General features: G+C 49.9%; 22 protein-coding genes. 4 read left to right on the top strand and 18 right to left on the bottom strand.

Annotated features, from left to right (window positions below; translation table 11 throughout):
* Window positions 1–18: 18 nt before the first annotated feature.
* Window positions 19–8,067: a tape measure protein gene (locus AC5I6P_RS10585; protein ID WP_495693719.1), complete on the bottom strand. Its 8,049-nt coding sequence runs from the start codon at window positions 8,065–8,067 to the stop codon at window positions 19–21.
* A gap of 233 nt (window positions 8,068–8,300) precedes the next feature.
* Between AC5I6P_RS10585 and AC5I6P_RS10580 the strand changes: the two genes are divergently transcribed.
* The gene (locus AC5I6P_RS10580) at window positions 8,301–9,125 is read left to right on the top strand and encodes a hypothetical protein (RefSeq protein WP_495693718.1); all 825 of its coding nucleotides are present in this window, start codon (window positions 8,301–8,303) and stop codon (window positions 9,123–9,125) included.
* A gap of 444 nt (window positions 9,126–9,569) precedes the next feature.
* On the top strand, window positions 9,570–9,866 hold the full coding sequence (locus AC5I6P_RS10575; RefSeq protein ID WP_495693717.1) for a hypothetical protein: 297 nt from the start codon (window positions 9,570–9,572) through the stop codon (window positions 9,864–9,866).
* A gap of 293 nt (window positions 9,867–10,159) precedes the next feature.
* On the opposite strand, the gene AC5I6P_RS10570 is transcribed toward AC5I6P_RS10575, so the two are convergent.
* From AC5I6P_RS10570 to AC5I6P_RS10555, 4 genes are all read right to left on the bottom strand, one after another.
* Window positions 10,160–10,594: a D-Ala-D-Ala carboxypeptidase family metallohydrolase gene (locus AC5I6P_RS10570; RefSeq protein WP_495693716.1), complete on the bottom strand. Its 435-nt coding sequence runs from the start codon at window positions 10,592–10,594 to the stop codon at window positions 10,160–10,162.
* A gap of 88 nt (window positions 10,595–10,682) precedes the next feature.
* A complete protein-coding gene (locus AC5I6P_RS10565; protein WP_495693715.1) occupies window positions 10,683–11,120 on the bottom strand; it encodes a hypothetical protein in 438 nt (145 codons plus the stop codon).
* A gap of 83 nt (window positions 11,121–11,203) precedes the next feature.
* Entirely contained in the window at window positions 11,204–11,986 is a 783-nt protein-coding gene (locus AC5I6P_RS10560) for a hypothetical protein (RefSeq protein ID WP_495693714.1), read from the bottom strand.
* 114 nt (window positions 11,987–12,100) lie between these two features.
* The gene (locus AC5I6P_RS10555) at window positions 12,101–12,808 is read right to left on the bottom strand and encodes a phage tail tube protein (RefSeq protein ID WP_495693713.1); all 708 of its coding nucleotides are present in this window, start codon (window positions 12,806–12,808) and stop codon (window positions 12,101–12,103) included.
* An 85-nt stretch (window positions 12,809–12,893) separates the two neighbouring features.
* Between AC5I6P_RS10555 and AC5I6P_RS10550 the strand changes: the two genes are divergently transcribed.
* Window positions 12,894–13,298 (top strand): hypothetical protein, encoded by a 405-nt coding sequence (locus tag AC5I6P_RS10550; RefSeq protein WP_495693712.1) that lies wholly within the window; start codon window positions 12,894–12,896, stop codon window positions 13,296–13,298.
* Here AC5I6P_RS10550 and AC5I6P_RS10545 read toward each other — a convergent pair.
* The 9 genes from AC5I6P_RS10545 to AC5I6P_RS10505 form a co-directional block, all read right to left on the bottom strand.
* The gene (locus AC5I6P_RS10545; protein WP_495693711.1) at window positions 13,295–13,696 is read right to left on the bottom strand and encodes a hypothetical protein; all 402 of its coding nucleotides are present in this window, start codon (window positions 13,694–13,696) and stop codon (window positions 13,295–13,297) included. The two genes, AC5I6P_RS10550 and AC5I6P_RS10545, sit on opposite strands and share 4 nt — an antisense overlap.
* The gene (locus tag AC5I6P_RS10540) at window positions 13,693–13,887 is read right to left on the bottom strand and encodes a hypothetical protein (RefSeq protein WP_495693710.1); all 195 of its coding nucleotides are present in this window, start codon (window positions 13,885–13,887) and stop codon (window positions 13,693–13,695) included. Before AC5I6P_RS10540 ends, AC5I6P_RS10545 begins: the two co-directional genes overlap by 4 nt.
* The gene (locus AC5I6P_RS10535) at window positions 13,884–14,291 is read right to left on the bottom strand and encodes a hypothetical protein (protein ID WP_495693709.1); all 408 of its coding nucleotides are present in this window, start codon (window positions 14,289–14,291) and stop codon (window positions 13,884–13,886) included. Before AC5I6P_RS10535 ends, AC5I6P_RS10540 begins: the two co-directional genes overlap by 4 nt.
* A complete protein-coding gene (locus tag AC5I6P_RS10530; protein WP_495693708.1) occupies window positions 14,288–15,037 on the bottom strand; it encodes a hypothetical protein in 750 nt (249 codons plus the stop codon). The genes AC5I6P_RS10535 and AC5I6P_RS10530 overlap by 4 nt, the downstream gene beginning before the upstream one ends.
* The gene (locus AC5I6P_RS10525) at window positions 15,034–15,408 is read right to left on the bottom strand and encodes a hypothetical protein (RefSeq protein ID WP_495693707.1); all 375 of its coding nucleotides are present in this window, start codon (window positions 15,406–15,408) and stop codon (window positions 15,034–15,036) included. Before AC5I6P_RS10525 ends, AC5I6P_RS10530 begins: the two co-directional genes overlap by 4 nt.
* Window positions 15,409–15,496: 88 nt before the next feature.
* On the bottom strand, window positions 15,497–16,426 hold the full coding sequence (locus AC5I6P_RS10520) for a major capsid family protein (RefSeq protein ID WP_495693706.1): 930 nt from the start codon (window positions 16,424–16,426) through the stop codon (window positions 15,497–15,499).
* A gap of 6 nt (window positions 16,427–16,432) precedes the next feature.
* Window positions 16,433–16,945 (bottom strand): structural cement protein Gp24, encoded by a 513-nt coding sequence (locus AC5I6P_RS10515; protein WP_495693705.1) that lies wholly within the window; start codon window positions 16,943–16,945, stop codon window positions 16,433–16,435.
* Window positions 16,945–18,264, bottom strand: coding sequence for a DUF2213 domain-containing protein (locus tag AC5I6P_RS10510; RefSeq protein ID WP_495693704.1), 1,320 nt, complete (start codon window positions 18,262–18,264; stop codon window positions 16,945–16,947). The genes AC5I6P_RS10515 and AC5I6P_RS10510 overlap by 1 nt, the downstream gene beginning before the upstream one ends.
* 215 nt (window positions 18,265–18,479) lie before the next feature.
* Window positions 18,480–18,983, bottom strand: a complete 504-nt coding sequence (locus AC5I6P_RS10505; RefSeq protein ID WP_495693703.1) for a MarR family winged helix-turn-helix transcriptional regulator — start codon at window positions 18,981–18,983, stop codon at window positions 18,480–18,482.
* 107 nt (window positions 18,984–19,090) lie between these two features.
* Between AC5I6P_RS10505 and AC5I6P_RS10500 the strand changes: the two genes are divergently transcribed.
* Window positions 19,091–19,546 carry a DMT family transporter gene (locus AC5I6P_RS10500; RefSeq protein ID WP_495693702.1) on the top strand — a complete coding sequence of 152 codons (456 nt, stop codon included), beginning with the start codon at window positions 19,091–19,093 and terminating at the stop codon, window positions 19,544–19,546.
* Between the two features lie 83 nt (window positions 19,547–19,629).
* On the opposite strand, the gene AC5I6P_RS10495 is transcribed toward AC5I6P_RS10500, so the two are convergent.
* The 4 genes from AC5I6P_RS10495 to AC5I6P_RS10480 all read right to left on the bottom strand — a co-directional run.
* Window positions 19,630–20,283 carry a hypothetical protein gene (locus AC5I6P_RS10495; protein WP_495693701.1) on the bottom strand — a complete coding sequence of 218 codons (654 nt, stop codon included), beginning with the start codon at window positions 20,281–20,283 and terminating at the stop codon, window positions 19,630–19,632.
* Entirely contained in the window at window positions 20,276–22,228 is a 1,953-nt protein-coding gene (locus tag AC5I6P_RS10490; RefSeq protein ID WP_495693700.1) for an anti-CBASS protein Acb1 family protein, read from the bottom strand. The genes AC5I6P_RS10495 and AC5I6P_RS10490 overlap by 8 nt, the downstream gene beginning before the upstream one ends.
* A 35-nt stretch (window positions 22,229–22,263) precedes the next feature.
* A complete protein-coding gene (locus AC5I6P_RS10485; protein ID WP_495693699.1) occupies window positions 22,264–22,674 on the bottom strand; it encodes a hypothetical protein in 411 nt (136 codons plus the stop codon).
* The coding region (locus AC5I6P_RS10480) for a hypothetical protein (protein ID WP_495693698.1) at window positions 22,675–23,876 on the bottom strand (1,202 nt) is incomplete at its 5' end.

Here is a 23,876-nt window from a genome sequence, read left to right as displayed (position 1 = left end):
AGAGTTGGTTTGGGAGGATTAAAGATTTCGTAGGCTGGAGCCTGCTGATTCATTCATAAACTTGGCGTAGTCACTCACGGGATCTTGAGTTGTGAAACTTAAGCTGCGTGGCGTGTTGGCCAGCTTTTCAATGCGATCGGTCATCTGCTTCAGCGCCCCGATTACATCGCCGCCGCTCGTTGCGGCTTTGTTCACTGCCGATGCCACGCCGATGGCATTTGGTCCTGATTTGAAGCTATCAAGTTTACTAGTCAAGTCAGCTACCTCACCAAACCCGCTCTTAGAAGCAATCAGGCTGAGGAATTCCTTCTCCCTGCCAGAGCTGAGGCTGAGCGCATTCAGTACCGCTTCTTTCTGCCCTTCCTGCCCACGGAACTCATTGCCCGCGATCGCTTGACTAAATGCACGACGGGCATTGTCGTAAGCGGTAATGTCGCCGCCCGAGAGAACCAGTCCTCCAGACGCGCCTAGCCCTCCACCCCCAGACGATCCCGCCCCTCCAACGCCTCCACCCCCAAATCCTTGAGCCAAAAGCTGATCTTTCAGTTGTGCCTGCTCGCGGTCTCTCGCACGTCCATTCTTCGCATTCTCCGCCTGTAATGCATCACGGGCAGTCTGTTGTTGCACTGACTGAGCTTGTTTCTCTTTAGCAATCCGCTCGTCGATCAGCGCGTTCTGCTCCTGATTAATGTTTATATTTTCACGAGCAAAACCTTGCGACTCCTGAGCAAAATTCAGATAGTCTTGCGCTGACGAAATTTCCTCTGCATTACCCGACTTCTTTGCTAAGCGCAATTCTTTCTGGGCGTCCAGAACGTTCTGTTTTGCAGCATTCTCAGCGACTTTTGCTTCGTTAAGTGCCTTTCTTGCGGAAACCTTCTCAAGCTGTAATTGAATCGCTAACGATTCCCGCTCAAGTTGTTGCTGAGCCTGCATGGCCGCTAACTTCTCCGCATCGGCTTCTCGTTCCAATGCCTGACGATTCTGGGTCAGAGTTAGTACATCGGTTGGCTGTGCTCCTGATACCCCACTGCCGCCAAGCTGCTGCTGTAGCACTGCTCTGAGGTTGGCTCCGGTATCTTTCGACTGGAGCGCTTTCACCCCGTCAATATTCTCGTTTGTGCGATCAATGCCAATTTTGAGCGTACTTTGACGGGCATCCGCGATCGCTTGGGTTAATTTGAGTTCTGACTCTAAAGCGGTTTTTCGGTTATTAAGAACTCGTGTTTCAGCCTCAGCATTTGCCTGAATGCCTTTGAGTTGAATCTGTGCATCCAGTTCAACAATCCTATCCCGTTGCGCTCTGGAGTTCTGGTCAATTTGCCGTTTGCGATCCTCCGCCTCCTTATCAGACAATACTTTGACCGTTTCCTGGGTGGCTTTAGGAGCCTCAATATCAAACCCCAAATCCTTGAAGAAGTTAAATTTCTGCTGCTCTCTGGAGTCAATTGGGCGATTCACCACTTGAGCGGTGTTGAGTCGTGTTACTTCAGCATCTTCCTTCTGAAGTTGGTCGAACCGTTGCTGTGCTGCATCCCGTTCTGCCGTTGCCGAAGCAATCTGGGTTTTGATGCCCACAAAGCCGCTGCTGTCGAGGCCACCTAACTTAAAGTTAATGCTGCGATCGCTGAGCTGAGCATCAATATTCGCATTCACCAGTTTCGACGTGCGCTCAAATTGCTCAATGATCTTACGATTCGTCGCCTCTCTCAGGGCAAGCTCTTGCTCTGCCTGACGTACAGACAAATCAGCCAGATTATTGCTGAAATCCTGACTACGCCTCTCGTATTCCTCCTTCTTAACAATGCCACGGGCAAACGCCGACTCTAATTCATCCAACTGAGATTGAGCGCTGGATTTCTGGGCGTTGGCCGTATTTAAGCCAATCTGCGCTTGGGCGATACCAGCATCCTCTTCGGAAATGGACTTGCCAATCTTCTGTCGAATCAGCCCCACCGTTGCAGCCGATTCCTGCTGTTTGATTTGAGCTTCACGTTTACGGGCAGAGCGCTCAATTTCAGCCAGTTTCGCGGCTTCGGCGGCTTTGACAGCAGCTACTTCGTTCTGAGCATTCTGCACCTCTTGATCACTGATACGATCGCCAATCTCACGCCGCTGTTTCTCGTATTCTTCAGCAGACAATGTGCCCGCTGCAAATGCTGCCTCAATTCCGTCGAGTTGTTGCTTGGTGCTGTCGAGTTCGGCTCTGCCCTTGGTGACTTGCAGGTTAGCACTTTCAGCACTAGCATCGGCTTCATAAATTGATCCAGTCTTTTGTTTTTCGAGCAATCCAATCTGGGCTGTGTTTGAGTCACGCTTAATCTGTGATTCTCGCTCACGATTCGCTTTCTCAATTTCGGCAAGTTTGGCTTGCTCTTCTGCCTTACGCACGGCAATGCGGGCGCTGGCTCCATCCTTCTCCAGTGCTGTTTGCTGATCTTGAGCTTTTTTATAGTTGATCAGGTTGTCGATAATGGGCTTGGCGTCACTATTAGCAGTCCCTTTGGCCAGCTCCAAATCTGCGATCGAGGAGTCAAGACTCGCAGTTCTGCCCGTTGAGCCAATCCCGGCAGTGGCGAGTTTATCCTTGATCTCTGGGTCTTGCAGCTTTTTGGCCAGCTCATCCAGAATCTGCTTATTGCCCTCAAACTCAGCACTGGCTTTATCCAGTTCACGGCGTGCCGACTGCACAGGAGCACTAATGCTGGCATTGGTATCACTGCCAAATTGCGCTAGTTGTTGTGTGAGGTCTTGCGTAACTCCTTTGTTAAACGCATTATCCGACTGGCGCTTGACTTCTTCCAACTTCGACGCCATTTCAGCAAAGGCTTTATTGAGATCTCGTGTCTTATCCGTCGTGATGCCAAGCTTACCCTGCAAGCGGTCTAGCTCATTTTGAGAATTCTGCAACCGCTGCAAATCGCCTTCAAGAATTGATTTTTGATCACCCGTGAGAGCTGGATTAGTGAGAGAATTTTTTGTGTTGTTGATTTGCGATGTAATCGCCGCCTGACGTTCAACGAATGGATCGATTAATTTCTTGCGTTCTGCCTGCTTAGTCTGGATTTGCTCATCGAGCGCTTTCAGTTCACCCTTGTCGGCATTGGGCGATGCTGCCAAGCGGTTTTTACGATTCTGGAGAGAACCGATTTCTTGATCTAGATTTTTGGCTTGCAGCAATGTATCAGTGTTAGTGCTGCGATCGAATGCTTGCCCGACGAGAGATTGGTTTTTCTCTCGAAAGCGATCGAACTCCAGAGATTCACTCTGCTGCTGCAACTCCTCAACCGTGGTGAAGCGTGCGAAATCCTTGTCTAGTCCAACAGTCTCATTAAACTTAGTATTGAGGGCGTTAGAAGCTTTGATCAGGTCATCTGTTTTAAACGAAAATCCCAATTGATCCAGCCCTGTTAGACCTAGGAAGCCAAAACTAAGATCAAAGCCCTTCGATGTGCTTTTTCCTGGCTTAGGTCCAACTTCGCTAACTTCGCCTCTCGCCCGTTTTGCAGCATCCTCAATCCGTTTGAGGCTGGCTTCACCCTGATCGGCAAAGTCTTTAAACTGCTTGCCCTTTTCACTGAGAGAAAATACTTCAGTGGTCGATCGCAATGTCTCCATTCCAGCCGTGATAAGGGCAAACCCGACCAGGAACTGAGGATTGAACAACGTTGTCGCCACTTTTGTGACTGCACCAGCCAGGGTGGTGAGTCCTGTAACGGCGAGTTTAGCTAATCCTGGAATCCCGACCAGTGACGTAACAAATTGACTCCCCAGAAGTAGAGCCGCCGTTCCGATCACTTTGACAAGCACATCTCCTCTCTCAGCAACGAGGTTCAGCGCTCCGGCCAGCCCGTTTGCGCCTATCTGAACAGCAGGCTGAAAAGCTGTACCGCTTGATTCTTGGAATTTCTGGAATGCGCTTTCCAATCGGAAGATGGAAGACTGAACATTCTTCGAGGCATTCGCTGCTGCCCCACCAAACTCAATATTTAACTGCTGGGCAAACTTGGGTAGAAAGTCCTTCGACGTAATCGATCCGGTTTGTAGTAACTTATTCAGCTCTTGTTCTGTGACTCCGATCGCACGGGCAGCCACGCCGAATGCACCTGCTAAACCTGCATCCCCGATTTGCCCTTTCAATTCTTCAGAGGACAAAACGCCCTTCGAGCTAATCTGCTGCAATGCCGTGAAGATGCGCCCTTGCTGATCACCATTCAAACCGAGCACGGTTGCGGCTGATCCAACCCCTGAAAAAATGTCTTGAGCTAATGCGCCACCTTCTGCACCTTTCAGCGATGCTCTCAGCTTGGCATAGCCATCTTGAGCCGTTTTAAGTGGAATGCCTAATCGTTCCGTTTCCTGACGAACAAAGGCAAGCTCTTTCGCCGCCTGCGCTGGACCTCCCGCCGCAAAGTTCAGCGCCGTCTTGAGGTTATCCAGTCGGATGCTGGCTTTTAGTGCGGCTCCACCAAACTCAAACACTAACGTTTTGAGGAACGATAAAGCTTGAAAGGCAAGGAACCCTTTCACAACACTGCCAAGCTGAGCACTTAAGCCAGGAAAAACGCGATCGGCGAGTGCGGCAAACGGTTTCTCAGCATTAAAGCCAGAACTGAAGAGGGCTTTAAGTGTTTTGAAATCGTTAATAATGCCGCCAAACTTGCCCTCAAACTTTGCGCCAGCCAGAGCGCCTGACAAGGATGCACCAAAGCCGCTCTTGGCACTGCCAACCGCTCGCCCTGCGATTTCTAGCGGGTTGAATGACTTACCTGCGCGAACCTCCTGAACACTCTGCCGCACAGAACCAAAGACGCGATCGCGACCAGAGATAAATGAATCCCTTGCCCCAGAAGCCACTTGTGCCAGCGTGTCACGCGGCGTCACTCGCTCACCTTGCTTGATGCGATCAACGAGTGAAGCGATAGGATTGCGAATGCTGCTGATCACGCCTGCGATCGCATCTTTAGCAACACCAGCCGGATTGACGATTGTGCGCTGGGCATCCCGTTGCAAATCTCTGCCAACAGACACGCCAGCATTTGCCGCGACGGTTGCACCAGCCGCATAGGTCGTGCCCAGATTGGTGAGACGTGGATCAATGCGACGGGTATCGAGCTGCTCGTTATACTTACCCGTGTCGAATCGGTTGAGGGTATTGATCACGCCTGCTTGCGATCTTCCAACTCCGAAGCCACGATTGAAAAACTCAGCTTCTTTCGTCAGTTCGGAAAATCTAGCTTTTAGGCTTGAGAAGAAGTCCTTTGTGCCCTGCACCCGCGATTGAATGCCGTCGAGCAGCAATGCGCCTGCTTTGCGCCCAATTTCCCCCACATCTTTGTAGAGCACCGGCGCAATCGGTTCGAGAATCGGTCGCGCGGCACGAGCCGCCGCAATACCCCCGGCAATCCCCGCTGCACCCAAACCCGCAACGCCCAACGGAGATGATGCGATCGCACCTGCACCCGCTCCTAATTGAGCCAAACTCGGCAGAGCGAATCCACCACCTTGAGAACCTAATCCTGCTAATGCAGGCAATGCACCAATGGCATAAAATCCGTTTGTTCCGGTCTTCTGCCCAACATCTGAGCCTTGGTTAAATGCCTTAACAACCTGATCGAGTTCTTGCTTCTGGGCGTCAGTCTGAGGATTTGCAGGTTTCTCGAATTTTCCAAACCGAGACTCAACAGCACTCAGTTGGTCTTTTACCTGCGGTCGTAGCCCGCCAGAACTGCGAATAAAGCCTTTGTAATTCGCCAGAACACCTGTGATGTTTTTGCCCAGTTTTCTGGCCAGGTCTTGTTCGATTTTGTCTTGCTCATCATCCAATGCTTTTAGCAGTGTTTGGAGCCGTTTTGCCTTCTCTGGACCTGTGGCAGATTTGGCTGCATCAAACTCAGCCCTGAATCGTTCCTTATTCGCCTTAACTTGAGCCTGAAATGCCTGCTTAGTGGGTTCAACACCTGCTTCTAATAATCCAGCTTTGGGAATTCGAGTGCCGATTCTGCTCTCATCAGAAACAGGCTCAGGAATGGTATTACGCTGACGTTGCTGCTGAGCAAATGCGGCTGGGTCTGCCTCGAATGCCCTGCGATCTGAAATGACTCTGGCACTATTGCGAGCACGTTTGCGAAATGATTGCTGTTTGCGTTCGTAGTCCTGCTGGGCTTTGTCTATTTCTGCATTAGCCGTTGCAATTTCTTTTTCTAGCGCTGCCTGCTTGCGTGCCAGATCACTTAAACTCTCGCGAACAGTGGCCACATCGCGATCGGTCTTAGCAGTAATTCCCTTATCGCTAAACAGCTTGGGAGATTGATAGAGGAAATTTTGCGTGTCCTGTTGAAAGGATTCTGACTTGAGGTAGGACGGTGCAAGGTGTCCGGCTCCGGTCGAGTCGGTGTAGAATTTTGAGTTCTTTGAAGCGAGACTAAATGGGCTTAATGGGTCTAGTGCTCCGATCGAGGCTTGGTTGTTCTCTGGGTTCGGGTTGAGAATTCCAAATTGAGGTGTACCAAACGATACTGCCCGTGAGGGCACATCTAATTTTTTGAGAATCTGCTGAGCATCTGAAGCTGCAAAGCCGCCTGCTGAGTGCCCAACTAAATCAATTTGCGAGCCAGGATTTCTGAGGTAGCGAGCATAGGCTTGCGCGGCAATCTCTTCAGCGTCCTTATTGCTGCCTACCAGCCCATTTTTGGCAGTATTGGTGATGGCATTCACCAGCCAGGGAATTGGTTGTTTTAGTGCATCAAATCTGACATCAGTATTTGTGTTTGCAACAGCAGTGACTTCACTCTGATTGAGGAATGGCTTGAGGGATTCGGCAAGCTGTTGTGAACCTTGGCCACCTTGCCCCGCATACCCTGCTGAAACAAACGCAAAGCGATCGCGATCGCTTTCCTTTAAGGTTGGCGCAATCTCTTCTGCTCTGGCCTTAACCCGCTCGGCTGAGGCTTGATAGCCCTCTTGATAGCGGCGGCGTGCCCCACCGATGATCGTGCCATCGTCGGCAGTGTCTTCGTAGAAGCTGATACCAGCCCCAACCACCTGCTTAAACTCTTGGCGATTGGCAACTGCCCCCGACTTTTCGGCAACGGTGCTCACTCGTGAAATGAGTCGACGGGCAGAAACTTCACCAATTTTTTCAAAGGTGAAGCCAAACTCGTTCTCTAGTTTCTTCTGAAAGCCACCCGCGAAGCTGGATGAAATCGAGACGCCAATCCCTTGCTGAAATCCAGAAATCACCTGCCGTGCAGGTCCAGTTGCAGCAGCGATGCCTTGTTTGAACAGTCCAGCCCCGGTCTTAAAGACAGCTTCAAAGTCGATTAGCCCAGTTTTGAACCCACCGACGATCGCATCTTTCATCAGTGGCAGAACTGCACCACCAATCGACTCAACAAAACCGCTATAGAGAGACGTTGCGGTGCTGGCAACTGGTCCCCGCTCTTGAGTTACAAATGATTTGGCAGAGACGGCACTAACAATCGAAGAAGTAGACTGTGCGATCGCACTGCGAATTTCAACAGAATCGACATTCAGCTTCGCGCTGGGGCTTTGCGGCAGAGTGTATCCACCTGTAGTGCTAGAAATGGGAGCCTGTGTTGCTGCTGGCGCAATTGCTCGATAAACGGGCTGCTGTGGAACGTTGATCCGAACCTGCTGCCCGTTCAGCGTGCGAATGTTGGCTTGCAATTGCTCAAGCTGTTGATTCAGGCGCTGAATCGATTGCTCACTTTTGGAGGTGTCGATCTCAATGGTGAGTTTGCGCCCAATCGTTAGATCTCGCAGTTGCGTTTGAAAATTACCCGTATTCTTAAGCTGAACATCAACCGCGATCGCAGGAAGCTTAAGGTCTTTCAGCTTACCTTTCAGCCCATCAATATCAGGGCAGATTTTAACGGGGATACAGTCCAGTTCTAGCCCTTTCAGTTGTTTCTTGAGGGATGCAGTGTTGAGCTTCACTTCAATTGGGGCAATACCCACGGTTTGAAGTTCTTGCAAGTCACGATTGAGCTTCTCTCGCCCAACAAGAACCACCTCGATCCCGATTGATCCAACAATTTCAGTCATGCTCTAGCCCAGAAAATCTGGGCTAGCGTTCCTATGAGTTAGAATTGCTGCAGTAATACAGGAAACCCCTACTCTCGCTAGGAGAGCAGGGGTTGTTTTCTAAGAGGACGCGAACTTCAATATGTCTAGCAAATGCTACCCGCACCGTACTGCCTACATCCCGTTGGGTGAGTAGCAGTATGTAAAGTTGATACAATTTCGTTAGAGCAGCTTGGATTCTAAGTTAGTCCCCTATGACTGAACCAATTGATACCGCAACTACTTCAGTTCTGCACACCCCAGCTTATGCAAGCTTCGACTTCAACACTGATAAATTGAAGCACTTCATTCAGTTCATGGGTCGCGGGTTTCAAGGAATTAGCCAAGAAGCTACCTTATCAAAGACTAGAAGCTTTTACTCTGCGCCTAATGATTTATTAGAGTTAAACGCAGAAGAGCTTAGCAGTAGAGCAAAGAAGATCAATTTGACACTAGACCAGCTAACAGAGATCGATCAAGAAATCTCAGATTATGCAGAGAAGTGGAATGCACATATCTCCGGGTTCAATGTGGGAGTCGAGTGGATGCCAGTGTTGATAGTTACCATTGTTGAAGCCTATCTCATGGATGTGCTTGTTTATGCTGCCAGCACTGATTCTATATTTATGGAAAAATCTGGAATGTCTTCTCCATATTCTGAAATGGCTAATGCTTCGTCGTTGGAAGAGTTACTTCAAGGTTTGAGATCTCAATGGGCAAGAAAATTCATCAATGATGGAGGTCCGAAATATTGGATTCATACCCTTACGAAGATGGGCGCTCGTGGGTATAGCTCAGAACTTACAGAAGAGATGGAGACTCTTTGGGGTATCAGGCATCTGATTGTACATTCGACTGGAATTGCCACGCCTGATTTTGTTCATCGGCATCCAGACTTTGGTGTGGCAGTTGGAGAGAGAATTCAAGTGAAGTGGAATCAGTTAGGTGGTTGGTGTAAGTCGGTTTATCACTTTGTTGACGTAACTGATGCCTACTTCGCACAACGTTGCAAGCTGAAATCTTCTGAAACGCAAAGCTAAGCTTTATCATCTGCTAGCGCCCTATGCCTTTTATGTCCCAAAACAGTGCAGCCTGCTGGTATAAACTGCTTTAGCCTCAGGAGCCGAATGATGAAAACGCAAGACTCTAACAACTATACCGAGAGCAATGGGGTACAATTTCAGGGTTTTGTGTCATTGTCAGTTCTGCCTGTTACACCTGCGCTCATATTTGAGCCAATTCGATTTCAAGTTGGACTAAGGATTAAGAACAATACGCCTACTCCTGTATGTATTAATCTCTTTAACACATTGAGTTGTACTATTCTTAGCGAAAATAATTCAGTTACTCCGTGCCACCACGTTTGCACGCAGCTTTGTCAAGCTTCTGAAAGAGATTTTTCCGCCATCCTACCAGGTGAGACATTGCTTCATCTCTACCCTGCACAACTCTCACTTTTTGTAGATGGGGGCACTGGGAGATGGATGACACGCTGGTGGAGACGTTTCTTGAAATTGGTCAATCCTCAACTTGCTTATCTATCGGTTCGTTGGGAGACTGAACGTACTCTAGGTTTATCTATTTTGCCAGGGGATGGGAAATTAGGTTGTGAGCTAGTCAAGCCTGGAGTTCATCAAATTTTGTTCACCTACCGCAATCAACGCTCATCTTCAGAATTTTATGACCGTGCCACTAAAACTACACGCGTCGTAGAGAATCTTTGGGTCGGTAGCGTGACCAATATTCCTCCCGTCCCGATCGATATTTCTCGATCGTCATGATGATCTGAATGCTAAATGCTCTGAAGCATAGGGTTATTGGTTTCCAGAAGACGTCGCCGAATCAGATGAAACTAAAGCTGTAATTAGGTGAGGGACGAAGATTTCTTGGAATATACTTAGGACGAGTTGGCGATGATACTTTACTTAGCTCAACTAGGCACTGTGTGGAAGCCAGCTGCGATTGAGGAAGTTATCCAAGCTGCTATGCCTGGTCAATTACCTTTTGAAATTTAGTACAGAACATTCCTTTTCCTATAGTAGAAAAGGAATGTTTCTTGGCTTAACGCGAATTGCTAATACATCCAGCGAATTGCGCCGTCGCCGTATTTAAACCCACCTCTACGCAAGTCGCAGTGCGTGAACCCGCGTCCACTGGCAACGCCATAGCCCAAACCACCACCCCAGTTTTCATCCAGGAAGGTTTCAAACTCAGCATCACGACCGTCCATCGTGTAGATATCGGCGGCTGAACCATAGATGTGTTGAGAGTTGACCACTCCCCCACAAGCTAAATTGATTTCATAGGGACGATACCAGGATGTGACCCCAATTGCGCTGCCCCATGCGTCTCTAACTTTGTCTAGTTCTACTGCCAGGTTCAAGATGGCAGCTTCTTCATCTGAACCCACCGCAGGGAGTCTGCGATCGTCGTTTTGAGTTACCTCTGCCACGGTGAAATGTTTGCTAACTGAAGCAGAGGGATTATTCCAATCAATAGGTTGAGTCATGGGATGCGATCAAGAACTGCGATCGCAACATTCCTACTTCAAAGCAAAAACCCCTACCCAATGGATAGAGGTTTTGCTGCAAGCCACTTCATTTGAGCAGAACAATTTTCGACTCTACAAGTGAGAATTCTGCATCCAACATCCAGCAATCGCCAGCAGGCACATCAACCGCAAACCACGTCTCACTATCCGGGTCTTTCACGTCCACAACACCCGCTGCACCGTCAACGATCGCGAATGGAGCCGTCACCTGCTGCCCTGAAATTCGAGGCAGCAATATCACAACGCCATCGCCAACCCAGATTCGTGGGCGAATGACTCGCCCATTTGCTCGACCGGATTCAAGCTTATCGATCGGGCAGAGAGGCACTGCCCACGCAGGCATGATGCCATCCCGCACACAACTAAAGAAGGCATCGCACGCCGCAGCAGGGATCGAGATATGCTCAGCAGCAGACTGGAAGTAATAAAAATCAGACGGTGATGCTGGCTCGCTGTCCTTGCCCCGGTTGGCATTGACAAACAAACTAGAGAGAGTAGCAATACCTAACTCATGCAGATGCAGTTCTTCATGATGCAGCTTGGCTCCCCACTCTAGCGCCTGAAAAATTAGGCTGATGGGCTGGAAGGCGAAGTTTCTGTGATTGAATCGCTCGTCGTGTCCCCAGTAGTGCTGGATTCGCCAGAAGATGCCGTCCCAGTCGGGTTCGGCGTCTCCTTCAAGGATTTTCCCAGCTCTTCATCTGTAGATGGTTCCTTGGTCGGTTCTGCGGTATTCCAGCCGTTTTTCTCTTTGTAAGCAAATGCTGCCACTTCACGGACCAGTTCATAGTCCAGAAGCTCTGGGTTCATCGTGTCTTCGAGTGTCCAGTTAGAGTCTAGACGGAAGATAATGATCGCCGCTGCATACACATAATTCTGGAAGGGCAGCGACTCTAGATAATTATTCGTGAGAGCTGTGATTTCTGCGTAATAGTCGCCATACCAAGCGGGTGTAACTAATTCGATGCCCTCGCCTGCAACTGAAACAAAATCACCATCGCTACCAAAGGAAACCGTGATGAGTTCGTTTCCTTCAACGGTTTCAATTTTGGTGATTTTGCCCTCTTTGCCGTCTACTGTCACGAGGTCATTTTGAATGAAGCCGCCGAATAGGTAAGCATTGATGCGATCGTTAACATAGGCAAAATGAGCGCCCGTCTCGCGGGAAATTCGCTTGGCCAGTGCCGCCAGTGCAAACTGATAGTTGTATAAATCTTGTTTTTTAATGAAGCCAAACTCAGCACGGGTAAGATTTTCGTACTTTTTAATCGGTAGAATTCCAATCTCTTCATTACCAACATCAACAACCTCGTACTGGCGTGAGGGTGCAACTTTAAAAGGAAGTGCCATTATCTGATTTCCTGCTCAACATCGCCCTAAGCATTCCCGCTAATCATCGTAGGAATCCCTAATATGACCGAGCAGCCTACTCGCTCAACTCCTCTAGGCTGCTCGGCTTTTTTATTAGGCGTAGCGCAGAATCGTTGGCGATCCATTTCCGCGAAATGTGGTCTGGAAACTGAGGATGCCATCTGACTTAAGATCTTTGCTAAAGTCAGTCACAATGCACGCACCCTTCAAGCCATCGCCCGTGGTGTAACCAACTGGCGCGGGATCGTACTGCCAAATCCAAATTTCGCGCTGCGAGGTTCCATGACTGGAGGCATAATAGACGCGACGATAGGCATCGTCATCAGCCAACAAATTCGCTGTCCAAGGAATTTCCCAGGAAGCCCCCGTGATCACACTGTCATCATATCCAAGCTCATCCTCAAACACCAAAGATTCTTGAGTCTTGTTGCTGAGTTTGGGGCTGGTCGACGTACCACCTAAGAGGCGTAACTTCGGAACATAGGTGGCTGTGCAAACCCCTGCAACCGTTGCCGCAGCAGGCTCGATTTGCAACACGGTAGCATCAGCTTTAGCATCTGCCGTGAGATAAACCTTGACCTTCGTGCCACCTGCATTGGCAAACTCTAGGGGAGTGCCGCCAGCAATACCCACACCACCCACAGCAGCGCCGAGGTTGATTGTGGTTGCGTTTGCGGTAATGCCAGCATTGCTGGTAGCGATACCGTTAATGGTAACGGGTTCGGTGCGATCGCCTAGTGGAAGCAGTGCAACATATACAAAAACTTTGTTGCCTGCTCCAACCTGGAACTTCTTAGGCATAAATACTTACTCCAAATCTGGATGTCAGACTCAGAATTCCTACCAACGGGAAATCTAATAATGTCCCTTATCGCAAAGCAACGTTATGGCGAACACTCTAAACATTCAGTTTTACAATCAGCTTCTAGCTTCCATGCTCAAGAGCGTGCAATCTCTTCGCGGGATTGTCGATCGCAAGGAAGCTGAGAAGGCAGAACTCAAGGTGCAACTCATCGAAGCACATGATTTGTTGACAACCAAAGACGCCACGATCGCGAATCTGAATGGGCAGATTGCTCAAATGCAAACGGGTCTAGAGTCAGAAGAGCAGGCTGCTCTTGTAGAACTAACTCAAGGTGTTGAGGCACTGAATGAGGAAATTTCTGCGATCGTTGCTCCAACTTCGACGGCTCCTGAAACACCTGCTGAAGAAGTACCTGTTGAAGCTGAGCCAGAAGCACCTGTTGAAGCAGTCGAAGAAGCCGAAGAAGTTGAAGGTTTCAGCGTCTAAAGCCAATCGTCGAATTCATCAACGTCTGGGATTTTGACTGACACTTGTTCCCTGACACCGCTGCCTTTCTCGACCTTCACGGTCACGGCGCGTGTGTTAGGGAATTTTCTTCTGAGCTTATCCTTTGCTGCTTCCAGAGTGTAATTGCCACCCCACTGAACCAGAAACACTTGCCACATCTTTGCAGCTCTCACAGCATCAAAGGTCGCTTTACCTTCATCAGAAATGGGATTACGACGAATAACAACTTCTAATCCTGTAACGGTGCGATCGCTGAGCACATCACCGCTATCCAGCACAATCACCGCTGGTGTGGTAACGCCACCTGTCAGGGCATAAGTGCCCACATCATCAACTAATAATTCTTGAATTTGGGTGCGGAGTTCTACAACATTCACAAGCGTGTTTCTATGGCTGCTATTTCATCCATTTTTCCCTGCAACTCTTGAAGCAGTTGCTTTCGGTAAATTGTTAGCAATCGATTGAGGCTTCCTCGGAAGCGATCGCGCTCTTCAGGGCTAAGAAATTCAAAGCTCACAACCTCACCAGACGGAGCACAGAGTTCATAGCGATACTTCTGATTACTCACGACAATCCTCGCTTCAACGCCTCGCCCATAATGCCTTCAAAATCGGTATTTCGTGCAGCCTCTTCAGTCCACGGACGCCCAGAAACGATTGAGCCGTTGCTGGTAACATGCCCGTCGTGAACAGCAGCTGCATGATCAACGTTGTAAGTAACTGTTGCAATATTTGGATCGCTAAAGTCAACAGCCTGCGAATCGCGCAGATCACCCAAATCAACAATGTCACGAGGGCTGGATGCGATCGAGCCGTTGCGTCGATGGGTAATACCGTCCCACTCCCAAATGGGCGATTCGATCGCCTTCTTACATTCATCCCCGTATGCTTCCACGGTTTCTTCAAACGCTTTAGCGATCGCGCCATCCAATTTTTTAAGGGCTGCTGCATTGAGTTTAAGTTTAAAGCTCACAGGAAAATCGGCTCCTCATCAATGTCGAGATAAATTTGCTGTGGGCTAATCACTCGCCCTGCTGAAGCTAGAAAGCCAGTTGTGATTGAATCTGCATCTTGGGTGATTAGTCCGTTTGAGCCTACAAATAACGGCTCTCCCGGCGTCCAATTCCAGCCAGAACTATTAATCACACCTTCTGACAACAGCACCACGGCTTGACCGGGATTCGTGGGAGCCTTGGTCATGCCGACGATCGCATAGGCATGGCTCAGAATGGATTGATCCGCATAAACCAACAATCCATCCACAACAGCAACAAGGCGATTAGACTCAAGTGCGATCGCAGATATTAAGCCACTATCTACTACAGGCACTGGCGTTGTCTCCTTAAGCGCAGTGAACGTGCCATAGATTTTGTCTCCCAACACATCGCGAATGCCCCACACATCTTGGGTGGGAATTCGCATTAAGAACTTTCCAACCTGGCCACCGACGATCGCATCTGCCTCGGCCAGAACTGGAATGGAAGCAGGCACATAAATCGGGTTTGTCATGCGCCCGCTCATCGCTTCAGATGGCGTTTGCACTCCCGGCGAGGCATCGATGCTCCGATTGCTCTGCACCCCATCTGGTTTGAGGTAGCATTCAATATCCAAATCCCCCAGAACAGAAATGACATTGCCCGTTGCTGGGTCTGTCACGGTCTGTCCTGTGGGGAGATGGAATGTCAGCTTCGCGTTAGTGGGAAACGGCGAGAGGCTCATGCGTTACCTTTTTTCAGCTCAGTAATGCGACGATTCAGCAGATTCACGATCGCTTTGCGCTGTTCTTTGGCAAGATAGCCTTCGAGCATCGGAATATCGAAGGTGGCTTCGATTACTTTCTGAGCATCTTCCTCAGAAAGTTTGTCTAAGCCGGATTCGACAGTGGTTTTCTTAGGGACAGTAGGCTTCTCTTCAATCACCTCGATCGCGCCCCATTCACTATGCTGAGCATAGTCAGGATGAGCTAACAGCTTCTTGACCTCATCCTCAGACCGATGATTCGTGCCTGGGTTGAGACGCAAGCGATCGTAGTACTGCTCCCCACGAAGAGGCGGATTCAGTTTCTCAGGACGGAATAGAACTAGCTTCACATTGAACTCTCCAAATTAATGGTTTACAACTGCGGAGATTTCAGGTCTCGACAACAGTAATGGCGTCTACAAAATCAACAACAAGTAATTACGATGCTTTGACGTAATCGATTGACCGCGCGGCTTTGGGGAAATTCCAAATCACAGGAGAGGTGCACGCATACATCGGTGTGATGTATTTAGCGTTGCGATACTCTTCAGGCAATGGCTTGGTCATTTCGATATGACGCTCTACAATCTCAGGATCGAGCGGGTAGAGCATCACGCGGTCTTTGTTGGTGCTGGCCGCTTGTACGCTATTGGCTTCGAGAGTAGCGCTTTTGAGTTCTGTGACCGGACGAATATCGGTCAAGCCCGTGTTTGCGAGAATATAACTCTTGATGTTGAGGTTTGCATCACCGACTCGCTTCTTCAGCAAAATGCCGTGTAGCTCAGGGGTGACAAGCCCCAGCGTGGGAGATTCGGTGAGTTCGGTGTTGCTTTCAATGGCAACAATTTCATCGATAAACCACTCGATCACATCGTCTGCCGTCGCCGTAGCTGGATTGAATGAACTGTTGTTGACGGGCACATCAGGGTTGTTCAAGAAGCCGGTGCAGTCGTATTTTGCCGCACCAAATGCCGCAATCTTGTTCATCTTCTCCGCGATCGCGCGACGAGCAGCAAATGCTTTCTTATCGCTCAATGGCACATTAGAAAATTGTGCTGCCTGCATCTGCCGAAACGTGAAATGGAAGCCAGAGAAGACTGCAATGATCTTGAACTGAACTTCTTCTGCACCCACATCTGCAAGGGGAATGTCGAAGGCTTCATCCGCGACGATCGCGGCTTCACCAACCACTTCCATTTGCTCTTGCACCAGGGTTGCCGCTCCGGGCTGTAAGTCTGCCATTGTTGGCACGAGCGAGCCGTTCTCAAATTGCAGTTGACGGTAACGCTTCTCTAGAACTCCGGGAAGCTTCTGCTCTAGCCAGCGCTTCAAAATTGCGCCAGCGCTGTCTGTACGAAATGTCGTCATGTCAAATTACCCCTTGATGACTTGCATCAGAACTAAACCGGGACCTGCTGCTTCGAGAAACTTCAAGCGTGGGGCAGCATCACACTTGGCAGTGTCCGCATCATTGCGATAGCGCCCAATTCGCTCATGAGCACCTGGTGCGCCGTTCAGCGTGTGGCGAAAATAAACGGTGTCTGTGGGCAGCACTGCTTCTTCGACATAGCCGTAGAACAGCCCTTCAACCGTGTAACCCATTGGACGTTTGGGTTCATAACCCAGGTCGCCATTGGCATCAACCGTTTTTTCGTTCTTTTCCCAAACGTCGGTTTTGGTTGAAATGCCCATGAATTGCTGCCCTGTGGCAGAAGGCAACGCGATCGCAACATCAGTTCCGGATGACCCTGTACCCCGAACAACCGTCCGTCCAAACGGAATAATGGCAGAGGTTGAGTTGTAGCCAGTTCGAGCTACCCAGTCTTCCATGCGGGCAACTTGTCCTTCATACCCACGTGCTAAATCGCCGTAATTGGTGATTCCCATTAGTCGTCACTTCCTTGCTTCCAAGCGGTTTCATAAGCGTTGGCTGCTTTTTTGCTGGCAGCATCGATCGCGTCGGTGTGAACGGTGTTTTGCGCGATCGTCACCAAGTCACGTAAGCTTTCAGAACTGTCAGTGCGAGCCGTTTTGTTCAGCGCAGGCGCGGTCAGCTCCCACATCGCTGCGATCGCATCCTCAGATTTGCCATCGAGCTTGATTTCTGGAAACTTCTTTGCGATCGCTAACTTGTGAATGTCAGCCACAGGTAGTTTGTAATCAGGCTGATAGTCGGCGTTGTCCACTCGCAGCAGCGGCAGAACAATGCTCCACGCATCCAGACGGGCAGAAACCTCTGTAGAGACTTGATCCGCGTCTAAACGGGTTTTCTCTGCTGCGTCTAATTTCTGCGTGAGCTGTGTTTTTTCAGCCGTTACGACTTCGAGCTTTGCCTCTGTGGTATCGGCGCGTTTGGTTGCTTCGGTTGCTTTAGCATCTGATTCTGCACTGTCAGTTTGCAGTTTCAGCACCGAATCCGCGAGTTTGTCGTTGTCAATGGAAAATACTTCTCCACCGATCGTGATTTGTCTCATAGCTTTCGTTGGTGTGGGCGGTTGAGGGTTGTCTGCGGGTTGATTGCTTTGCTCTGTTGTTCCCTCATCGGATTTAGCCCGACCCACAAACACGCTGACCTGACGATCGATTTCATCCAGATTCATCAATCGGTTAATCAAGGTTTCTGTACTCAGCAGCTTCTTGATGCGGGATTCGTCAAAGTCAGCATCATCGCGATCACTGCGAATGTGCAGCCAATACTCATCAGCCGAATCCACATGAAAGCCCACTTCTACCCCGGCTCTACCATGAGGGACACCAGCCACATGATTGCCTAAGCGCTCTACCTGATCGTATTTGCCATCACTTCTCAATCGGATGGGAGCATCGTAACCACAACTGGTTTGGTCAGTCCTACCAGAAATCACTTCCTCGATCATTTCCTCGTCGAGAACCGTTGAAACCAACCCGAGAAAGTCACCATCAATGATGGCGGTATGACCCGTCAGCCCACGTGCATGCTGACGAGCATTTTTAGGCGTCACCCGTCCTCCTGGCGGATGCAACAGGGTGATGGGCTTCATTTTGAAGCTGTCGATCGAGTCTTTGTTAAACAAAACCTCTGGCGTGACAACTTCAGTTCGCTCGGTTCCGTCCGTGTTGCGATATTGCAATTCGCCCACACGAGCGATTCGCATGTAAGCCCTGAGAAAGCCTTCGGGCGTAAATTGATGCTGTAAAATTCTGCCGCGATCGACGTGAAAAACCATTGTCAGCAGTGGGTTAAACTGCTCTTGGAATTCCTACCGAGCGCTTATTCGTTTGTCCCACTTTGTGATCGTTTAACGGCTAACGTCGCGGTTGAGCGGCGACAAGCAAAACCGAAACAAAGCGAAAAGGCTCTGGTTGCCGCTCCAACAATTTGTTCTGCCGCATTTCTTCGATAATCGCTCAACTTTAATCAGCCTTAAATTCGTTTCAACCGCTACTCCTCGAACGAAACTAACAGTTTACGAAGCAATAGGATGAGTGCTTCACGTTCTGGCGCTTCCAGAACGCTCAGAATTCGGTGTTCATTATCAACATGAGCTTCAACAGCTTCCTCAATCAGAGTAAAGCCCTCGTTTGTCAGCCGGATGAGCATGCCTCGTCGATCGCTTGGATCAGGAGTCCGCTTCACCAGGTCAGCTTGTTCTAAGCGATCAATACGATGCGTCATCGTCCCCGATGAAACCATAAGCGTGTTAAACAACTCGGTGGGTGACAGTTGGTACGGTTGACCAGAACGGCGGAGCGCCGCTAACACGTCAAACTCTCCAGCGGTTAAACCAAAGTCTGAAAACGTCTTTTGAATTGCTCGTTCTAAGTGCTTGGCTAACCGCCCCATTCGCCCAATGATGCCCATGGGTGACACATCTAAATCAGGACGTTCTCGCTGCCATTGCCCCAAAATCTGATCGACTGGATCAAGCTCCATCGTCCAATTCACTCATCTAAGTTTCTGAATACTAAATATCTTGACATCAAAATAACTCCTATAATAATCTTGGCATCAAGTATCTTAGTATCGAGATAAATAGAACGAGAGGTTCTAAAATGAATGGACGGACGATCTACCTGCTGGCGGCACTGGCTGGCGGCGCTATTCTACCTGTTCAAGTTGCGCTGAACACGCTGTTGCGACGCTATGTGGGTGAACCCATGCAGGTGACCTTTATTTCATACCTTGCCGGAACCTTAGCATCGCTCGCGATTTGCTTCGCTGCACGCTATCCCCTTCCCGCTTCGACTACGTTGGCTCAAACCTCTTGGTGGATGTGGGTTGGCGGCTGCTTAGGCACGTTGTATGTCTGGTCAACTATCTTCGCAACACCGAGGATCGGAGCCGCGCTGGCGCTAGCACTGACGATCGCCGGTCAGATGATTGCAGCCCTATTTCTGGATCACTACGGCGCGATTGGACTGGCGAAGTATCCAGCCAGTCCAACGCGAATTGCAGGAGCTGTACTGGTGGTTTTGGGCGTTTCGTTAGTTGCTTATGCAAAGCGATAAGTGACTTAGACTTGCAAACACTCAGCACAACCAGAAACTCTGCTTAAAGAGCGATAAATTAAGGCAATCGTTTTTAGCACAACTCACGCGGGTATCTCGCTCAAATACTCAGCTGTGCATCTACAGTTTGCACCACATTGGCAATTCTGCTTCGGCAATGGCAGAGACCCGATCGCAACCACTCCACGAGCTGCGTAACGAATGCAATCCGGGCATGATTCCGAGGCATGCAGACGCCTTCGCATGTAGCGATCGCCGTTGTCTTTTGAGTTTTGCTGCTCTGCCTGTGAGAAGCTGATGCCGGAAGCATTGGCATACAGTTTCAGGCGTTGCTCAAACTGGGCACGGGTCATCGTGCCTTTTGTTAGGTCTGTGGCGAATTGTCTAAGGTATTTGTACTGCGATCGCAACTCCCGACCTACGGCTAAATAATCTGCCGATGACATGCGATCGACTCCACCACGCCCCAAAATGGCTTGATTAATGTGCAGCGTCTTAATCGTCTTGGCAGTGGTTTCCTGCCAGGTTCGCAGGCTGATTTTGCCATCTGCCAGCAGCCCGCCCACCGTTTGCAAATCTGCTTTGACTGCCTCCACATATCCCTTCTGGAGATTGAGCATCGCCTCTCTGGGAACGAACTTGCCCGAATCACCGTAGCGATAGCGCTGCAATCGAGCATCCCAAGTAAAGTTCGGGGAATCTAGTCGAGTTGGCAACAGGTCACTAAGGTTAACCATCGAGCAGCCCCTTAAACTTGTCAGGAGCCGATCGCTTCCAATCGTTCAACGCAGCATCAATATCGGCTTGGTCAATATCTGCGATCGCATCATACTCACCTTCACTCAGCACCTCACCTTCAATCTTCAATGGCTCAGCAGCGTCGGTTTTGTACTGGTTGATATCAGAAATTGATATCTCACGAATTCCACCAAAGAACTCAGCAGGCATCACTTGTTTGTAAATTTGCTCTGCCTGCGCTGCCGCGTCAAAGCCCAGCATCAGCTTCTCTTCATCGAATTGCCCGTTGATGTGTTGCGCGATCGCATAAACTTTTTTGCTGGCAAAATTGCTGCCCAAATAGCAATCCACCGCCATGCCGTCCGCACCCTTCGTCTTCTGGATGTGCCCGTAGGCAACGGGCAACAGCCTCCCGTGACGCTGATCGAAGGGTAGATATTGCAGTCCTAACTTGAACCCGTGGAAATCAATGATCTTCTTTGTGGGCGTGCTGTCATCCGTGCGTAACGAATCCTGTTTCTGCCCGGGCTGCTTCTGCTGATTCGGTTGTTGAGGTTGAGATTGCTTTGCTTCCATCAACTTCTGGCTCGGTGTAACAGGCAACTCATTCGAGAGGATTTGTCGCTCGATCGAGTACTCGGAACCTCCCCACGCCCCTTGCCGGACTTCCTCTTGAGAAAGCGTCCCCATTGCGATCGACGGCGCATCAACTTCTCTAGTCTGCTTACCGCGTAACTCAACCTGTTCTTTCAAGTTCAGCTTCAGCACTGACCTATATTTGAGGCTCCATCCTTCCGGCACTCTGCCACCCGTGCAGCCATTCTGAGCTAAGAAACTAAGGCGAAAAAATTCGCTGACCTGTTCATCGATCGCTTCAGCCTGATAATCCTCAACACAGTCCGCCCATTCGTATTTGTCACCTTCAGAACTGTTGGAGAGCGCAGATTTTTGAGAGCTTCCCCACAGTTTGGTGGGGGGCATGGCGGCGGCGGCTGAGGTGTCATCTTTCATCGCCTCGATTAAGTCCTTCAACCCGCTAAAGTTGCGGCTGACATACTCGCCGTCTTCGTTCTCGCTATCCATCGCCAATCCACCCAGGGCAGATTTAGAGAGCAAAATTGCTTGGAAGCGCTTCAGAATATCGTCTTGCTTTCCTTGCAGAATCAGTTGTGCCAAGCCTTTAAGCTTGTAGATGAACACATCGTAATCCTGCACCATACGGACGCTGTATTCGATCGTCGTCAAATACTTGATGAATGACTGATAAAAGCTCAGCAGCACCGAGTCGTGATAGTGGCTGTTGTAGCTCAGCATGTCACCATAGAGCCGCTTACCCGGAAATCGCAGAACCCGCGATCGGTGAATCCGCCCAAACGTCATGCCGTTCCCTAGCCCTTGGTTCTGAGGCAACGCCAGACGGTAAAACTCTGGGTTTCCGGGTCGTCCTGTGTTGGTTTCTGGGGTGAGTTGATATCGAGTGACAACTTCTAGCCACGAAATCTGCCGAATGTTTTTCTCATTGATTGGCTGTTCTGGGGGCTGCCCGTCATCAATCCCCATCACAATGAAGCCGTCACCTTCGAGCCGTCCAAGGATGGCTGCCTCTCTCACGTCATCACGAAGCTTCAAATCGTTAGCATACTGAATTGCTTTAGCAGGGATGTTTTTGCGTCCTTTGCCGACGGTAATTTCCAGCCATGTTTTACTTGTGGCGGCTTTGGGGAGTAGGTCTACAACTTTCTCGCATAGCTTGACATTTCGATAGAGCGCGTGAAGTTCCGAGCGATCGAGCGGGACAACAATTGTGTTAATTCCTGTGTCGAGGAATTTGTCGCGCCCCGCTTGCCCCAGCCCAGTGTTACGGTTGCCAATGATCGAGCCAAAGGCATTGAGTAAAGCCCCATCATTCCGTACAAGGTCAATTGCCGTTGTTTCGTCACTCATTCCCAGAAGCTCAACGCGATTCTGGCTCAGAGTTCCTATCCTGCAATAACGCTCATTACAGGAGATCCACTCGTCGCATTCATTGAACCATCCAGGTCAGTCGTTGCCATAAACCCATTGGGCACATCAAGATCTAGTGCTAAGTCGATCGCGAGTTGTTCATCCATGAGGGAGTCGATCATCCCCACCAAACCACTGAATGTAACCCCATCGGCTTGCTTGATGCTGACATCCCTACGGTTCTGCTGCAAGGCTTTAGCTGATACGTAGTAGCTGCGGTAGATAATCGTCCCACTGGCAACCGTCACTCCTTCGATCGCAGTGTCCGCTTTCAGCTTGCCCGCCGACACCTTTAATTTTTGGCTCAGAATCACATCGCGATCGCTAATGCTCGTTAGCTCTTTCACAAACGCTAATGCTTCGGTTAAATCGGTATAAATTGACATCTAAATGGCTCCAATCCAGTCAGCAGTATTCGCTTTCCTAAACCCAATCACGATCGCATCTCCAGCATCAGGCGAACGGTGCAATCGTTTTCTCGTCTTCTCCTTATCCTCCATGCGAATTTTTCCCGTTGATGTGGTTTCGTAATACACTCCTGCTAAGTCTTCCATCGCTCGGTCTTCCAAATCTCCGAGGGGTGCGATCGCGACTTCTTGGAGCCGCATCGCTTCACGCAGCATCCAAAAGTCTTCTGCCTTGGCATTGAGATATTCAGCCGCATTCTCCGCTGCCTGTCCCCAATGCACACCGCCTGCTGAGAATCCTTGCTCAATCAGCGAATCGAGTGGACCCGATCCAAACCCGCCAGAGCGATCGACGGTGACCGTTCCCGGATGTTCTTTCAGCCCTTGAACTGCCAAGCCTACGGCGCGGCTAGAGTCCTTCATGTCGCCTTTGGTAGGCATTGCACGAATGCTATAAAGCACAGCGCCACGCCAGCGCGATAAACCGTGTTCATCCACGCCATCACCCACATCCAAGCCAAAGCGAGAATCGTGAGGTTCTGCTTGGGCGTCCCAGTAGGCAGGATTGGCGTCATATCGACGCCGCGCTGCAATAAAGTACGATCGCGGGATAACTGATTGAGCCGAGTCTTCAGGGAAGAAGCCCTCAACCCGTGATTGCCAGTAGGCAGAGCCTTCACCATACTTTGCTCTGGCTTCTTCAATCCACCCGATCGACACGGCACCCGGAATTTTGTCTTGAGGACACCACTCTGCCCATTGGGACGGGGGTAAAACCTCGCCCTCGTCATTGCAGATGACGGCTCTAACTTCTGGCTTGAGGCGATACACCCCTTCTGAATCCGGTTGATACGCCCAAGCCACGTTGGGATGGTCCCAAACTGGAATGCGGATGTGTTTGCGCTTGCAGGCTTTCTCAAACGATCCACCCGTTTCGATCGGGTTGCCAATTCTAAGAAATCGGTTGTTTGCACCGGTGGCACATGACGAAGCACCCTCGTCAATCTCATTGGAGATACCGCAGGCTTCGTCTTCGATGACGAGCAAATACTCGTGATGCACGCCTTGAAAGGCGTTGGAGTTCGTATCTGAGGCAGTGAAACCAAAGGCTCTCGCTTCTTCACTGACTCTGAGAAAGGTTTGTCCTCGTTCTCCTGGTAAGTTCTTTTTGCCGTGGGTCT

The sequence above is a fragment of the Myxacorys sp. genome, assembly GCF_059501405.1.
Note: the sequence above shows the minus strand (reverse complement) of the source record. Positions and strands in the feature narration are given on the sequence as shown.